13 protein-coding genes are annotated in these 14,916 nt (G+C 56.0%); 8 read left to right on the plus strand and 5 right to left on the minus strand.

Annotated features, from left to right (window positions below; genetic code table 11):
- Positions 1-92: 92 nt before the first annotated feature.
- Complete coding sequence (locus tag B347_RS0101895) at positions 93-1,523, minus strand: M48 family metalloprotease (RefSeq protein ID WP_019408022.1); 1,431 nt, start codon at positions 1,521-1,523, stop codon at positions 93-95.
- Between the two features lie 128 nt (positions 1,524-1,651).
- Here B347_RS0101895 and B347_RS0101900 point away from each other — a divergent pair, with 128 nt between their 5' ends.
- Together B347_RS0101900 and B347_RS0101905 are read left to right on the plus strand one after the other, a co-directional pair.
- On the plus strand, positions 1,652-1,891 hold the full coding sequence (locus B347_RS0101900) for a sulfurtransferase TusA family protein (RefSeq protein ID WP_019408023.1): 240 nt from the start codon (positions 1,652-1,654) through the stop codon (positions 1,889-1,891).
- Positions 1,892-1,923: 32 nt separating this feature from the next.
- Positions 1,924-2,994, plus strand: a complete 1,071-nt coding sequence (locus tag B347_RS0101905; protein WP_019408024.1) for an AI-2E family transporter — start codon at positions 1,924-1,926, stop codon at positions 2,992-2,994.
- A 69-nt stretch (positions 2,995-3,063) separates the two neighbouring features.
- Here the strand turns inward: B347_RS0101905 and acnB are convergent, their stop codons facing one another.
- A complete protein-coding gene (gene acnB / locus B347_RS0101910) occupies positions 3,064-5,664 on the minus strand; it encodes a bifunctional aconitate hydratase 2/2-methylisocitrate dehydratase (RefSeq protein ID WP_019408025.1) in 2,601 nt (866 codons plus the stop codon).
- Between the two features lie 406 nt (positions 5,665-6,070).
- Here acnB and B347_RS0101915 point away from each other — a divergent pair, with 406 nt between their 5' ends.
- Positions 6,071-6,541 (plus strand): DUF1289 domain-containing protein, encoded by a 471-nt coding sequence (locus B347_RS0101915; RefSeq protein WP_019408026.1) that lies wholly within the window; start codon positions 6,071-6,073, stop codon positions 6,539-6,541.
- Positions 6,542-6,659: 118 nt separating this feature from the next.
- On the opposite strand, the gene B347_RS0101920 is transcribed toward B347_RS0101915, so the two are convergent.
- Positions 6,660-7,523 (minus strand): universal stress protein, encoded by an 864-nt coding sequence (locus B347_RS0101920; RefSeq protein WP_019408027.1) that lies wholly within the window; start codon positions 7,521-7,523, stop codon positions 6,660-6,662.
- A 220-nt stretch (positions 7,524-7,743) separates the two neighbouring features.
- Here B347_RS0101920 and B347_RS0101925 point away from each other — a divergent pair, with 220 nt between their 5' ends.
- From B347_RS0101925 to B347_RS0101945, 5 genes are all read left to right on the plus strand, one after another.
- Positions 7,744-8,352, plus strand: coding sequence for a tRNA-(ms[2]io[6]A)-hydroxylase (locus tag B347_RS0101925; RefSeq protein ID WP_019408028.1), 609 nt, complete (start codon positions 7,744-7,746; stop codon positions 8,350-8,352).
- Between the two features lie 221 nt (positions 8,353-8,573).
- The gene (locus B347_RS0101930; RefSeq protein WP_019408029.1) at positions 8,574-9,047 is read left to right on the plus strand and encodes a MarR family winged helix-turn-helix transcriptional regulator; all 474 of its coding nucleotides are present in this window, start codon (positions 8,574-8,576) and stop codon (positions 9,045-9,047) included.
- Positions 9,044-10,513 (plus strand): efflux transporter outer membrane subunit, encoded by a 1,470-nt coding sequence (locus B347_RS0101935; protein WP_026013933.1) that lies wholly within the window; start codon positions 9,044-9,046, stop codon positions 10,511-10,513. The genes B347_RS0101930 and B347_RS0101935 overlap by 4 nt, the downstream gene beginning before the upstream one ends.
- Before the next feature lie 15 nt (positions 10,514-10,528).
- On the plus strand, positions 10,529-11,731 hold the full coding sequence (locus tag B347_RS0101940; protein WP_019408031.1) for an efflux RND transporter periplasmic adaptor subunit: 1,203 nt from the start codon (positions 10,529-10,531) through the stop codon (positions 11,729-11,731).
- Positions 11,732-11,794: 63 nt separating this feature from the next.
- Positions 11,795-13,324: a DHA2 family efflux MFS transporter permease subunit gene (locus B347_RS0101945; RefSeq protein ID WP_019408032.1), complete on the plus strand. Its 1,530-nt coding sequence runs from the start codon at positions 11,795-11,797 to the stop codon at positions 13,322-13,324.
- A gap of 93 nt (positions 13,325-13,417) precedes the next feature.
- Here B347_RS0101945 and lpxH read toward each other — a convergent pair whose 3' ends face one another.
- Together lpxH and B347_RS0101955 are read right to left on the minus strand one after the other, a co-directional pair.
- Positions 13,418-14,173 carry a UDP-2,3-diacylglucosamine diphosphatase gene (lpxH, locus tag B347_RS0101950; RefSeq protein ID WP_019408033.1) on the minus strand — a complete coding sequence of 252 codons (756 nt, stop codon included), beginning with the start codon at positions 14,171-14,173 and terminating at the stop codon, positions 13,418-13,420.
- Positions 14,170-14,673, minus strand: coding sequence for a peptidylprolyl isomerase (locus B347_RS0101955; protein ID WP_019408034.1), 504 nt, complete (start codon positions 14,671-14,673; stop codon positions 14,170-14,172). Before B347_RS0101955 ends, lpxH begins: the two co-directional genes overlap by 4 nt.
- Positions 14,674-14,916: the final 243 nt, after the last annotated feature.

The raw sequence follows: 14,916 nt of genomic DNA on the forward strand, positions 1-14,916 counted from the left end.
ATCGCGAGCAAGCTCGCTCCTACGGGTTTATGGCGTACACAAAACCTGTAGGAGCTGCCGAAGAATGAGGCTGCGATGGGTTGCGCAGCGACTCAGTTCATCATGTCTTTAATCGCCCGCTCCTGATCCATCAACTCTCGCTGGCGCGCATCAAGGCGTGACGACAGCTGGAAGTTGTTGGTGAGCTTTTTAGCAAAAGCGATTTGCTGAATGGCCTTGCGATAGTCACCCATCAAGGCAAAGTACTCGGCTCGGGCCTGATGCAGGCCAATGATGTTGCCCGACAACCCGCGTGTTTCTGCGACCAAATACCAGACATCCGGATCATCCGGGCGACTTTTCAGCAGTGCTTCTAGGGCTTTTTCCGCATCGGCCGGACGGTTTTGCTTGAGCAGCAAATCAACCCGAGCCTGATTCAACGGGTAATTACCCGGGTACAGTGTGCGCATTCTGTCGATTCGTTGCTGGGCATCTGCCAGGCGGTTGCTGTCCATGTCCAGTTGGATTTGCGCCAAGTTGTAGGTGATGTCGTTAGGCGCCTTGTCGAGCAGGGGCTTTAAGTTGGCGCGGGCGTCGTTGAATTGACTGCCCTTGATTTGCGCAATCGCTAGGCCATAACGCGCTACGTCGTTTTTCGGGTTTTCGTCGAGTTGCTGGCGAAAGCGCTTGGCCGCCAAGCCTGGGGTGTCTTCGTATTGCAGTTGCACGCGGGCACGAATCAGTTGATAGCGCAGGCTGTCTTCGGTGCCGCCGATCTTGGCTTGTTCGGCACGGTTGCGGGTGTCAGCGATACGCGACTCGGTCACCGGGTGAGTCAGCAAGAACTCTGGCGGCTTGGCATCGAAGCGGTATTGACGCATCAAGCGCTCAAACATGGTGGGCATGGAACGTGGGTCGTAACCGGCCTTTTCGAGGTTGAGAATGCCGATGCGGTCAGCCTCTTGCTCGTTCTGCCGCGAGAAACGCCGTTGTTCCTGAAACGCCGCCGCTTGAGTACCCGCAATGGTGGCAATGCCGGCATCACCGGCGCCGGAGGCTGCCAATACAATGCCGGCGAGTAAGGCCGCCATCATTGGCAGTTGCATGCGTTGCTGGGCTTCTACCCCGCGGGCGAAGTGGCGTTGAGACAAGTGGGCAAGTTCGTGGGCCATCACCGAGGCATATTCGCCCTCGGTCTGGGCGTTCAGAAACAGCCCGCCGTTAACCCCAATAATCCCGCCAGGTGCCGCAAAGGCGTTGAGCTGCGGGCTGTCGATCAGAATAAATTCGAGCCGTCGGTCTTGTACCTGACTGGTCTCCACCAGCTTGTAAACGCTGTTTTCGACGTAGTCCTTGAGTTGCGGGTCGTTGAGCTGCGCCACCTGACTGCGCAGCATGCTCAACCAGGCACGGCCCAGTTGGTACTCTTGCGCAGGGGAAACGATGGCCGAGCTAGCGTCACCCAGAGACGGTAAATCGTCTGCGAAACTCGGTGATGCGAGCAGGCAAGCGAGCGTCAACAGGGTCGGGCGCAGAAAATTCATGCACAAAGCTCTAGTCAGTAAAGCCCTTACTGTAGCTGGACACTCGCTTGGCGACCAGTGGCGGTCTGCTTGGGGTATTCTAGCGGGCATGAAAAATGCCATTCATGGCATGTCTGAGGACGTAATAAATGACTGATGCGTTGGCGCATGAAGCGCTAGTGGATGCCAGTGGTCTGAATTGCCCATTGCCGTTACTCAAGGCCAAGCTTGCACTTAACAGTCTGGCCAGTGGCCAAACCTTGAAAGTGATCGCGACGGACGCCGGCTCGCAACGCGATTTCCGGACCTTTGCGCGTTTGACAGGGCATACGCTGCTACATGAAGAAGAAGACGCTGGCACCTATCGCTACTGGTTACGCAAGGCTTGAGGCCGGGCGGCACTTTCTCTTAAGGAATTTCGATGTTCAAAGTGTTACGTGATTGGGTCCAGCGCTACTTCTCTGATGAAGAGGCGGTGGTGTTGGCCGTGCTGTTGGTACTGGCTTTTACCGCCGTGCTGACGTTGGGCGGCATGCTGGCGCCAGTGTTGGCAGGTATGGTGCTGGCGTATCTGATGCAAGGTCTGGTGGTGGCGCTGGAGCGGCTGCGGGTACCGGCTGCGGCGGCTGTGGGACTGGTGTTCGCGCTGTTTATGGGGGTGTTGCTGGTCTTTATCGTGGTGGTGGTGCCGCTGCTGTGGCATCAGTTGATCACCCTGTTCAATGAGTTGCCGGGCATGCTGGCTAAGTGGCAGTCATTGCTGTTGCTGTTGCCCGAGCGTTATCCGCACTTGGTGTCGGATGAGCAGGTGTTGCAGGCCATTGAAGTGGCGCGCGGTGAGATCGGCAAGTTTGGGCAGTTGGCGCTGACGTTCTCGTTGTCGAGTTTGCCGTTGCTGGTCAACATCATGATCTATCTGGTTCTGGTGCCGATTCTGGTGTTTTTCTTCCTCAAAGACCGAGCGGTCATTGGCCGTTGGGTGCGTGGTTATTTACCGCGTGAGCGTGCGTTGATTACCCGAGTGGCTGAGGAAATGAACCGCCAGATTGCTAATTACATTCGCGGCAAAGTTATCGAGATCATTATTTGTGGCGGTGTGACCTACATCGCGTTCGTGACCATGGGCCTCAACTACGCGGCCTTGCTGGCGCTGCTGGTGGGGATCTCCGTCGTAGTGCCGTATGTGGGCGCCGTGGTGGTGACGGTGCCGGTGCTGCTGATTGCCTTGTTCCAGTGGGGTTGGAGCGACCAGTTCATCTACCTGATGGCGGTGTACGGAATCATTCAGACGCTGGATGGCAACGTGCTGGTGCCGTTGCTGTTCTCTGAGGCGGTGAGCTTGCACCCCGTTGCGATTATTTGCGCGGTGCTGTTGTTTGGCGGCTTGTGGGGTTTCTGGGGCGTATTTTTTGCGATACCGCTGGCGACCCTGTTCAAGGCCGTGCTGGACGCTTGGCCGCGTGAGCAGCAGGTGGTCGCGCCGCTTCTGTAACCGCTAAATCACAGGCATAAAAAAGCCCCGGCTCTTAAACAAGAGTCGGGGCTTTTTCGTTACATCAGCTTACGCTTGAATAACCGGGATGTTGGCATTTGCTGCCGACTCACGGAATTCGGCGATCTGATCAAAGCTCAGGTAGCGGTACACGTCCGCTGCCATGGTGTTGATCTCTGCCGCGTAGGCCATGTATTCCTCAACGGAAGGCAGACGACCCAAGATCGACGCAACCGACGCCAACTCAGCCGAAGCCAGGTAAACGTTCGCACCGTCACCCAGACGGTTCGGGAAGTTACGTGTCGAGGTCGACACAACAGTGGAATTCGGCTCAACGCGTGCCTGGTTACCCATGCACAGCGAGCAGCCTGGCATTTCCATACGAGCGCCAGCTTTGCCGTAGATACCGTAGTAGCCTTCTTCGGTCAGTTGGTGAGCGTCCATTTTGGTCGGAGGCGACAGCCACAGACGGGTTGGCAGCTGACCTTTGACCTTGTCCAGCAACTTGCCCGCAGCGCGGAAGTGGCCGATGTTGGTCATGCACGAACCGATGAACACTTCGTCGATCTTCTCGCCGGTAACGCTGGACAGCAGACGAGCGTCATCCGGGTCGTTTGGCGCGCAGAGCACAGGCTCTTTGATGTCGGCCAGATCGATTTCGATGATGTGCGCGTATTCGGCGTCAGCATCCGCTTCCATCAACTCAGGGTTGGCAACCCAGGCTTCCATCGCTTGAGCGCGGCGCTCAAGGGTACGAACATCGCCGTAACCTTCAGCAATCATCCAGCGCAGCAGGGTGATGTTGGAGTTCAGGTATTCGGTGATCGATTCTTTGGACAGCTTGATGGTGCAACCAGCCGCAGAACGTTCTGCCGAGGCGTCGGACAGCTCGAACGCTTGCTCGATGCTCAGGTTGTCCAGACCTTCGATTTCCAGGATGCGACCCGAGAATTCGTTGATCTTGCCTTTCTTCTCAACGGTCAACAGGCCTTTCTGGATCGCGACGTAAGGAATGGCGTGAACCAGGTCGCGCAGGGTGATGCCCGGCTGCATTTCGCCTTTGAAGCGAACCAGAACGGATTCCGGCATGTCCAGTGGCATTACGCCAGTGGCTGCGGCGAAGGCAACCAGACCCGAACCTGCTGGGAACGAAATGCCCATTGGGAAACGCGTGTGGGAGTCACCACCGGTACCGACGGTGTCCGGCAGCAGCATGCGGTTCAGCCAGCTGTGGATGATGCCGTCGCCCGGACGCAGGGATACGCCGCCGCGGGTCATGATGAAGTCTGGCAGGGTGTGGTGCGTGGTCACGTCGATCGGCTTTGGATACGCCGCGGTGTGGCAGAACGACTGCATTACCAGGTCTGCTGAGAAGCCCAGGCACGCCAGGTCTTTCAGTTCGTCACGGGTCATTGGACCGGTGGTGTCCTGAGAACCTACGGTGGTCATCTTCGGTTCGCAGTAAGTGCCTGGACGAACGCCAGTCACGCCGCACGCCTTGCCAACCATTTTTTGCGCCAGGGTGAAACCCTTGGTGCTTTCAATCGGGGCTTCAGGCTTTTTGAACAGATCGGTAGGACCCAGACCCAGTTCGGCGCGAGCTTTCTCGGTCAGGCCACGGCCAATGATCAGAGGGATACGGCCGCCAGCACGAACTTCGTCCAACAGAACTGGAGTTTTCAGTTCGAAGGTAGTGATGACTTCGTCAGTGCCGTGCTTGCAGACTTTGCCTGCGTGCGGGTACAGGTCGATCACGTCGCCCATGTTGATGTTGCTGACGTCGAATTCGATTGGCAGTGCGCCAGCATCTTCCATGGTGTTGTAGAAGATTGGAGCGATTTTGCTGCCGAAGCAGAAACCACCGGCACGCTTGTTCGGTACGTAAGGAACGTCGTCGCCGAAGAACCACAGAACGGAGTTGGTTGCCGATTTACGCGACGAACCCGTACCGACTACGTCACCGACGTAAGCGATAGGGAAACCCTGGCCGCGCATTTCTTCGATTTGTTTCATCGGACCGATGGAGCCTTGAACGTCCGGCACGATGCCATCGCGGGCCATTTTCAGCATGGCCAGGGCGTGCAACGGGATGTCAGGGCGTGACCAGGCGTCTGGAGCAGGGGACAGGTCGTCGGTGTTGGTTTCGCCGGTGACCTTGAATACGCGCAGGCTGATTTTGTCAGCCAGGGTTGGGCGGTTTTTGAACCACTCGCCTTCAGCCCAGGACTCAATCACGGCTTTAGCGTGAGCATTGCCATTTTTGGCTTTTTCAGCGACGTCGTGGAAGGCATCAAACATCAGCAGGGTGTGCTTGAGTTGCGCAGCGGCAACCGGTGCCAGCTCTGCGTCGTCCAGCAGGTCAACCAGGGTCACGATGTTGTAGCCGCCTTGCATGGTGCCAAGCAGTTCAACAGCGCGTTCTTTGCTGATCAGGGGTGAGGTTGCTTCACCTTTCGCGATGGCGGCCAGGAAGCCGGCTTTTACGTAGGCAGCTTCGTCAACACCAGGTGGAATGCGGTTGGTGATCAGGTCAACCAGGAATTCTTCTTCGCCGGCAGGCGGGTTTTTCAGCAGCTCAACCAGGCCTGCAGTTTGTTCGGCGTTAAGCGGCTGGGGAACGATACCCAGGGCTGCGCGCTCTTCGATATGTTTGCGGTAGGCTTCAAGCACAGTTATTACCCTCATCATTGGTCCCAAATGGGTGTCCGGGACGCTCATCCAGGAATGCCAGGCACTCATGCGCTGCGGGGCTTTTTGGGCCGCTTAGCCAGAGTTGCAAGGATTCCCAACAGAAGCTGTTTTCAAAGTTTTACGCCTTCCGAACGGGGAGGGTGATGAATATTGATGCGGGTATTTGCAGTGCAAACACCCCGCACCAACACCGTTCTTTAGGATCAACTGTGCTCGTGACGCTTTGAAAACAGCTTCTAACGGACATTGGCGCCTTAAAAGGCAGGCCGATTCTACGGTAAAAATTTGTTAAAGGTAAGTTCGGCCCTGAAGGTTGAGGGGTGATCTGCGTTAGACAAAGGGCTAACATGGCCGTCTGTTTCGTTCTGCAGTGCTCTATTTCGCCATGTCCAATCAAACCATCAAGACTCCCTGCATCGGCCTGTGCTCAACGGTTTACGGCGATCTCGTGTGCCGTGGTTGCAAACGCTTCCACCATGAAGTGATCCATTGGAACGGCTACAACGATGATGAAAAGCGGGCTGTGTGGCTGCGACTTGAGCAGCTTTTGGTGCAAGTCATGGCCGGCAAGGTAGAAGTTTTTGATGTGGCCGCGCTGCGCGGTCAATTGGTGGCGCGCAAAATTCGCTTTGTGCCGCATCAATCCGAATATTGTTGGGCTTACCAGTTGATTGCCCGTGGTGCGCGGGTGATCAATCAGTTGGAGATGTACGGCATGGTGTTGTTGCCGGAATTTCGCGATTGGGGCCTGCCAGAGTTGCGCGACGCCATTGATCGGGAATTCTTCCTTTTGTCCGAAGCCCACTACGAGCGTTACATCGCGCCGGGTTTTCTCAAGGATGTGATGGGGCAGTAAATTATTTTGTAGCCGCTGCCGAAGGCTGCGATGAGGTGCGTAGCGACCCGGCCTCTAAAGGTAAAGCGAAGGTCCTTCAGCCCTTATCGCAGCTTGCGGCAGCGGCAACACAGTCAGACTAGGCTTTGGCCGCTTTTTGCTCTAGATGCTTGACGATGTCATCCGGCTTGAGCACTAGGATGTCGCTGTCGAGCTTGTCGATCACGATTTCTGCCGTGTTGCCAATCAACGCCCCGGACAAACCGGTACGCGCGACAGTGCCAATCACGGTCACCACGGCGTCGAGCTTTTTAGCAATGTGTTGAATGATAATGTCGGCCGGTCCTTCTTTTATGTGCAGGCGATCGTCATCAATTTCGAACTGGCGCTGGAATTCTTTGCAGGCGGCCCGGTAACTGGCTTCGTATTCAGTATCAATCGGGTAGCTCGCATCCATCACGGCCAGTGTCGGTGCGGGGTGGGCGCTGACCACATGCAGTTGGCCGTGGGTCAGGCTGGCGATGCGGAACCCCTGATCAATGATGCTTTTGTGCAAGACCATGTGGTCCTCGTCAGCATTGCCGACGTCAACCGCTGCCAGCACCACGTCATTGCTCCAGGCGCGGGTGGTTTTGACCAGCAATACGGGGCTTGGACAGTCACGCAGCAGCTTCCAGTCTTCGGGGGTGAGCAGTAGCCTTTTTAGGATCGATTCACTGACGTGCTGTTTGATCACCAGTGCGCAACCCTCGGCTTGTTGCTCCCGGATGATGGTGGTGTGCAGGTTCTCGTGCCAGGTTTGTCGTGAGCTTACGCTGAACGCCTCACTTCGCAGGTTGCTCTCCAGCACGCTGAGTAAGCTTGAGTGGTCATGCTCTTTGTCGCAAATCAACAGGTGCAAATGCGCTTTGGTGCTTTTGGCGATTTCTTTGGCGCGTTTGAGGGCGAAGCTTTCCATCAGTTGGGGTTCGATGACGACCAAAAGGCTGCGTATGGTTTGCATGTCCATTGACTCCACGAGTAATAAGGGGGAATGCAGTCACTATAGTTGCTTGCCAGTTAGGCCTGCGTTGATACATATCAAGCTGCGCGGTTGGTGCTGCGGCACGGGGTCCGTATAATCGGCGCCTTTCGCCTCGTCCAGCCTTTGTGAGCCTCATGTCAGCGATTCTTCAAAACACGTTCGGCCCGTTGTGCAATCTCCAGTGTTCGGGGGTGCGTGCATGAACCTTCCTGAAATCCATGAGTTTCTGGGTTGCCGCACGCCGGATGGCTGGATTGCGGCCGCGTTGGCGGATCAGGAAACCCTGCTGATCGACCACAAAAATTGCGAATTCAAGGCCGCTAGCACGGCGCTGAGTTTGATCGCCAAGTACCACTCGCATGTTGACCTGATCAACATGATGTCGCGTCTGGCGCGTGAAGAATTGGTGCATCACGAGCAAGTCATGCGCCTGATGAAAAAGCGCAAGATCGAGTTGCGTCAGCTGTCGGCTGGCCGTTACGCCTCGGGTCTGCGCAAAGTGGTCCGCAATCACGAGCCGGTCAAGCTGGTCGATACACTGGTGGTCGGTGCATTTATCGAGGCGCGCAGTTGTGAGCGTTTCGAAGCGTTAGTGCCGCATTTAGACGACGAACTCGGTAAATTTTACTTCGGCCTGCTCAAGAGCGAAGCACGACACTTTCAGGGCTATCTGAAGCTGGCGTATCAATACGGTGACGCCAAGGACATTGCTCAGGTCATCGAGCGCGTGCGAACTGCTGAGCAAGAACTGATCGAATCCCCCGATATTGAATTCCGCTTCCACAGCGGTGTGCCAGCACTGTCTTAAGCCTTCCCTAAATCAAGGGTCGGAGCGGGCTTGCTCGCGATGGTGTCGGTGCGGTTCACCAAAGAAACGCATCGTCAACATCGCTGGCAAGTCAGGCGCCTACGCCTTTATGTGGCTGAAAAATAACCATATAGATAGCAAGCTAATAATAGCCTTGACATTAGCTGCCTAAGCAGTAACATTTGGACACATTACTGCTTAGGCAGCTTTCTGGTGTCCTAATGAAACACTTTCACCCTGATGATTTTCAAAACTGCATCCTGGGCCTGCTCTTGGGGCGTGCAGCCATTCTTAAAGATCGCATTATCGACAGCCATATGGAGCCTTTCGGCATCACGGCGGCGCAGTTCAAAGTGTTGATCATCATGGAGCAGTGTGATGTCGATACGCCGGCTGAGCTCTGTCGCAATCTATCTGTCGACAGCGGTTCGATGACCCGCATGCTTGATCGTCTTGAGCAAAAAAACTTGCTCATTCGCCAGCGCTCTGAGGCTGACAGGCGCCAGGTTCGGCTGGTCTTGACTGAGGAAGGGCAGGGGCTGGTTGCTCTGTTGCCGAAGATTGGTGCTGATGCCATGAATCAGTTGGCCGGTGCCATTACCCCGCAGGAGCTGCAAAGCCTGGAACAGATCCTCAAAAAAATACTGCTGGGGGCCGGTGATCCGATCACTATCCAACGCTTGGGTGAAAAATGAGCATCAGAACGCTACGAACAGGCTTAAGCCTGATGTGTGTGTCCCTTGCGTTGGCCAGTTGTGCCAGCTACAGCGGGTTGGCAACAGAAGGCACGAGCCTGCATGCCAGAGACCTCAACGCTACCCAAGCCCTGAGTGGCGTTAATGTGAGCCCCGCTGCTTGGCCAGAAAGAAACTGGTGGAAACGCTTGGGAGATGGACAGCTTGACGGTCTGATTGACGAAGCCTTGCGCGACAGCCCGGACATGCAAATAGCCAGCGCGCGTGCCCATCAGGCGACAGCAGCAGCGGGTGCGGCGAATGCGGAGCGCATGCCGACATTGAACGCAGAAGCTGATGTCACGCGCTCCCGTTTGTCGCGCTCGCAAGATCCTACGGGCAAGGGTGGCCGTTATGACACAGTGCGCGACATCGGTCTGACCTTTAATTACACCTTCGACCTGTGGGGCGGTCAGCGTGATGCGTGGGAAGCTGCATTGGGCGAAGCGCGTGCTGCTGAAGTAGACGCTCAGGCCGCGAGCCTCACGCTGGCCGCTGATGTGGCACGCGCCTATAGCAATCTTGGTCATGCCTACAGCGTTCGGGACCTCTCGAACGATGACCTGCAGCGTACCCGCAAAATGCTCGATTTGAGCAAGCAGCGTCTGCAAGCGGGCATCGACAGCCAGTATCAGTACCAGCAAACCGAAAGCCTTGAAGCCAGCTCTCAAGAGCAACTGATTAATGCTGAGAAACAACTCAAAAGTGCGCACATCGCCCTGGCAGTGTTGTTAGGCAAAGGGCCAGATCGCGGTTTTGAGATCGCCAAGCCGAACATTCTATCGCCAGCGGCGGTTGCGTTACCGAGCACATTGCCCGCCGAACTGCTGGGGCGTCGTCCCGATATAGTCGCGGCGCGCTGGCGGGTCGAGGCGGCCAGTAAAAATATTGCCGCTGCCAAAACCCGCTTTTACCCCAACCTCAACCTGACGGCCGCTGCGGGCACTCAGTCGTTGCTGGGGGATGCATTGTTTGGTTCGGCCAGTCGCTTCATGAATATTGCGCCGGCCATTTCGCTGCCGATTTTTGATGGCGGTCGCTTGCGAGCAGGGCTTGACGCCGAAGACGCTAATTACGATTTGGCGGTCGCGCAGTACAACAAAACCTTGGTCGCAGCGCTGGGCGATGTCAGCAACACGCTTGAGCAGTTGAACGCCATGAGTCAGCAAATCAGCACGCAAAAACGCGCAGCCGATATTGCCCAAGATTCTTACAACAGTGGGGTGCAGCGTTACGAATCTGGCGTGGGCAATTACTTGGATGTCCTCAGCATTGAGCAGCAATTGCTCCAGGCCCAACGCCAGTTGGCTGACCTGAATGCCGAACAGATCGATCTTTCGATTCAATTGATGCAAGCCCTGGGCGGTGGCTTTGAGCCCGGGAACACGGCCTCAGCCGTTCCTTCTCAAGCCTCCCTGGCAGAATAATTTCAGGTACTCGTCATGGCCACTGTGCAAACACCGAATGAAGCGCAACACGATCAAGATGCTGCAAGCCAGCGTAAACGCAAGTTCTGGCTGGGTGGGTTGGCTCTCTTGGTTATTTTGGTTGGCCTAGGTATCTGGGGCTGGCATGAAATGTATGGCCGTTGGAGCGAAAGCACTGACGACGCCTATGTAAATGGCAATGTGGTTGAAATCACGCCGCTGGTCACGGGTACGGTGGTGAGCATCGGTGCAGATGATGGCGATCTGGTTCATGAGGGGCAGGTGCTGCTCAATTTCGACCCGAGTGATTCGTTGGTGGGCTTGCAGAGCGCCGAGGCTAATCTGGCACGGACGGTGCGTCAGGTTCGCGGTTTGTTCAGCAATGTGAGCGGGACCAAGGCACAGGTGGCGGCACAAAAAATCGCTGTGCAAAAAGCCCAAGACAACTACAATCGCCGGAAAAATCTGGCCGCGGGCGGGGCAATTTCTCAAGAAGAGCTGTCCCATGCGCGGGATGACCTAGCGTCAGCGCAAAGTGCCTTGCGTAACAACGAGCAACAACTGGATACCACCAGCGCGCTGGTCGACAACACGGCCGTTGCTAACCACCCGGATGTACTGGCGGCCGCTGCGCAGGTTCGCCAGGCCTATCTGGAACACGCCCGTACCACGCTGATTGCACCGGTTACCGGTTACGTGGCCAAGCGGACCGTGCAGTTGGGGCAGCGTGTTCAGCCGGGCACTGCGCTGATGGCGGTCATCCCGCTTAATCAACTGTGGATTGATGCCAACTTCAAGGAAACCCAGCTTCACAAGATGCGCATCGGTCAGCCGGTGGACATTGAGTCGGACATCTATGGCAGCAGCGTGAAGTACAGCGGCACCGTCGACAGCATTGGTGCGGGCACAGGGAGCGCGTTTGCCCTGTTGCCAGCGCAAAATGCCACCGGCAATTGGATCAAGATCGTGCAGCGCGTGCCGGTTCGCATTCATATCAATGCGGATGAATTGGCGACACACCCACTGCGTGTAGGGTTGTCGACCACCGTTGAAGTCAATCTGCATGACCAGAGTGGCCCGGTTTTGGCGCAACAGCCGCCGCAAAAAGCGATGTTCACCACCAATGTCTATGAGCAGCAGTTGGCTGAAGCTGAATCCCTGATTACGCGTTTGATCAACAGCAACAGCGCTGTCACGGGCGCCGCTGCGCAACGCTGATCCGCCAATCCATAAGCCCTGCTGCACTGGCGGGGCTGCACTCCCGGTTTTAAAGGATTTGCGATGAGCACAAACGCGTCTTTTACCCCGCCCAGCTTACTGTTCGCCACCATTGGCTTGTCGCTGGCGACCTTTATGCAGGTGCTCGACACCACCATCGCCAACGTTGCACTGCCTACTATCTCCGGTAACTTGGGGGTGAGTTCGGAGCAGGGCACGTGGGTAATTACCTCTTTTGCGGTAAGTAATGCGATTGCCTTGCCATTGACCGGCTGGTTGAGCCGGCGCTTTGGTGAAGTGAAGCTGTTTCTGTGGGCCACGATTCTGTTTGTGCTGGCTTCATTTCTGTGCGGTATTTCGACCTCGATGCCTGAGTTGGTGGGCTTTCGGGTGCTGCAAGGGCTGGTAGCCGGGCCGCTGTATCCTATGACCCAAACCTTGCTGATTGCGGTGTATCCCCCTGCAAAACGGGGGATGGCACTGGCATTGCTGGCGATGGTCACGGTGGTCGCGCCTATTGCCGGGCCAATTTTGGGGGGCTGGATCACCGACAGTTACAGTTGGCCGTGGATCTTCTTTATTAACATCCCGATCGGCATTTTTGCGGTGATGGTGGTTCGCCAGCAACTCAAGGCGCGGCCGGTGGTGATAACCCGTCAGCCGATGGACTATGTAGGGCTTATTACCCTGATCATTGGTGTCGGCGCGCTACAAATTGTGCTCGACAAGGGCAATGACCTGGACTGGTTTGAGTCCAGCTTCATCTTGATGGGCACGGCGTTGTCTGTGGTGGCGTTGGCGGCATTCATCATTTGGGAAATGACTGACAAACACCCGATTGTGAACCTGCGTCTGTTTGCCCATCGCAACTTTCGTATTGGCACCATCGTGCTGGTGTTTGGTTATGCCGGTTTCTTTGGTATCAACCTAATCTTGCCGCAATGGTTGCAAACCCAAATGGGCTATACGGCCACGTGGGCGGGTTTGGCGGTAGCGCCTATTGGTATTTTGCCGGTGTTGATGTCGCCTTTTGTAGGCAAGTACGCGCACAAATTTGACTTGCGCTTACTGGCCGGACTGGCCTTTTTGGCGATCGGTTTGAGTTGCTTTATGCGCGCAGACTTCACTAATGAGGTGGACTTCCAGCACGTTGCCTTGGTGCAACTGTTTATGGGGATCGGTGTGGCGCTATTCTTTATGCCGACCTTGAGCATTCTGATGTCGGATTTGCCGCCGCATCAAATCGCCGACGGTGCTGGCTTGGCCACGTTCTTGCGGACATTGGGTGGTAGTTTTGCGGCATCCCTGACAACCTGGATATGGATTCGTCGGGCGGATCAGCATCATGCCTACATGAGTGAAAGCATAAGTACCTACGATCCGATCACTCGGCATGCACTGGATAATCTGGGTGGGGCGAGCACTCAAGCCTATGCCCGGCTCGATCAGGTGCTGACCAGTCAGGCCTACATGCTATCGACCGTGGACTACTTCACCCTGATGGGCTGGATGTTTATGGGCTTGATCTTGTTGGTGTGGCTGGCTAAACCACCGTTTGCGGCCAAGCCAGGGCCGGCGGCGAGCGGGCATTAAAGCCTGATCGTATGCAAACCTCGCGATCTTTTGATCTTTTAAAAGATCGCGAGCAATCGAGCATCGACCGGCTGCTCCTACAGCGGGCAGTGTTTATTGGGTGGCGTTAGGCAGCGCTAGTTGCGGATTGACGAAGTCGAACGCTGCTAGCTGCATGCCTTGCTCATCCACTTGCAGTGCCCAGCCTTGCTTGTCCCAGTCACCAAGCACGATGCGCTTGGCGGCGTGTTCGCCGATTTGCAGCTTGTGAATCGCCGGGCGGTGGGTGTGGCCATGAATCAGGGTCTTGACGCCGAAGTGCTCCATGATCCGCGGCACTTCTTCGGGAGTCACATCGACAATGTCATTGGCTTTCATGCGGGTTTGCGCACGGCTTTCGCTGCGCAGCTTGCGTGCGAGTGTGTGCCGAGTTCTCAGCGGCAAGTGGCGCAAAATCCACAATGTCACCGGGTTACGCAGGTAGCGTCGTAGACGCATGTAGGCTTCGTCGCGTGTGCACAGGCTATCGCCGTGCATCAGCAACACCGGCTCGCCGTAGAAATCTACAACGCTAGGGTCTTTAAGTAGGGTGCAGCCAGCGGCCTTGCAAAAGGCCTGGCCCAGCAGGAAATCGCGATTGCCGTGCATCAGAAATACATGGGTGCCGCTGTCACTCAATTCGCGCAGCGCTTCGCAGATGGAGCGCTGGTAGGGCGTCATTGCATCGTCGCCAATCCAGGCTTCAAAAAAATCGCCCAAAATGTACAGCGCCTGTGCCGAGCGCGCCCGCCCGGACAGGAAATCCAGAAACGCCCGGGTTATATCCGGGCGCTCCTCTTCCAGATGCAAATCTGAAATCAGCAATATCACTCAGTGATCTCTGCTTTCTCGATGATCACGTCGTCTGCTGGTACATCTTGGTGACCGGCTTTGGATGTAGTCGATACGCCCTTGATCTTGTCGACAATGTCTTGGCCTTCGGTCACTTTGCCGAATACGGCGTAGCCCCAGCCCTGAACGTTTTTACCGCTGTGGTTCAGGAAGCTGTTGTCAGCCACGTTGATGAAGAATTGAGCAGAAGCCGAATGCGGCTCCATGGTGCGGGCCATGGCAACGGTGTATTTGTCGTTCGACAGGCCGTTGTCAGCCTCGTTCTGGATGCTTGGACGCTTGTCTTTCTTTTCTTTCATGCCAGGTTCAAAACCACCGCCCTGAATCATGAAGTTGCCGATGACACGGTGGAAAACGGTGTTTTCGTAGTGACCGGCTTTTACGTATTCGATGAAGTTGGCGACAGTGATCGGCGCCTTTTCAGCGTTCAGCTCAATCACGATGTCGCCGTGGTTGGTGGTCAGTTTTACTTTTGACATGGTCGTTATCGCTCTATCAGAGAATTCGTTGGGCTTGGGAGATGCGTATTACACCTTGCGCCCCAGGCGGGCTGGGTAGATACAGCCGCGGGGCGGAGTTTAGCGTGCCTGCACCGCATTTCGATGGTGTTTTTGCGATATGGGGACTAAAAGCTAGCATTTCAAATGCGTTGATTGATCACCTGCTCTGTCAGTGGCTTGACGGCATCGGCTATGATAGGCGCTTTGATTTAGTCGGCCGCT

The organism is Pseudomonas psychrophila HA-4, from assembly GCF_000282975.1.
In the GTDB taxonomy this organism is placed as follows: domain Bacteria; phylum Pseudomonadota; class Gammaproteobacteria; order Pseudomonadales; family Pseudomonadaceae; genus Aquipseudomonas; species Aquipseudomonas psychrophila_A.

Bases quoted from the DNA above. Each gene is read 5' to 3' on its own strand.
- B347_RS0101925 (WP_019408028.1), top strand. From the start codon at position 7,744: ATGAACCTTCCTGAAATCCATGAGTTTCTGGGTTGCCGCACGCCGGAT.
- B347_RS0101895 (WP_019408022.1), bottom strand. From the start codon at position 1,523: ATGAATTTTCTGCGCCCGACCCTGTTGACGCTCGCTTGCCTGCTCGCA.
- B347_RS0101905 (WP_019408024.1), top strand. From the start codon at position 1,924: ATGTTCAAAGTGTTACGTGATTGGGTCCAGCGCTACTTCTCTGATGAA.
- B347_RS0101930 (WP_019408029.1), top strand. From the start codon at position 8,574: ATGAAACACTTTCACCCTGATGATTTTCAAAACTGCATCCTGGGCCTG.
- B347_RS0101920 (WP_019408027.1), bottom strand. From the start codon at position 7,523: ATGCAAACCATACGCAGCCTTTTGGTCGTCATCGAACCCCAACTGATG.
- B347_RS0101945 (WP_019408032.1), top strand. From the start codon at position 11,795: ATGAGCACAAACGCGTCTTTTACCCCGCCCAGCTTACTGTTCGCCACC.
- B347_RS0101915 (WP_019408026.1), top strand. From the start codon at position 6,071: ATGTCCAATCAAACCATCAAGACTCCCTGCATCGGCCTGTGCTCAACG.
- B347_RS0101955 (WP_019408034.1), bottom strand. From the start codon at position 14,673: ATGTCAAAAGTAAAACTGACCACCAACCACGGCGACATCGTGATTGAG.
- B347_RS0101935 (WP_026013933.1), top strand. From the start codon at position 9,044: ATGAGCATCAGAACGCTACGAACAGGCTTAAGCCTGATGTGTGTGTCC.
- B347_RS0101900 (WP_019408023.1), top strand. From the start codon at position 1,652: ATGACTGATGCGTTGGCGCATGAAGCGCTAGTGGATGCCAGTGGTCTG.
- B347_RS0101940 (WP_019408031.1), top strand. From the start codon at position 10,529: ATGGCCACTGTGCAAACACCGAATGAAGCGCAACACGATCAAGATGCT.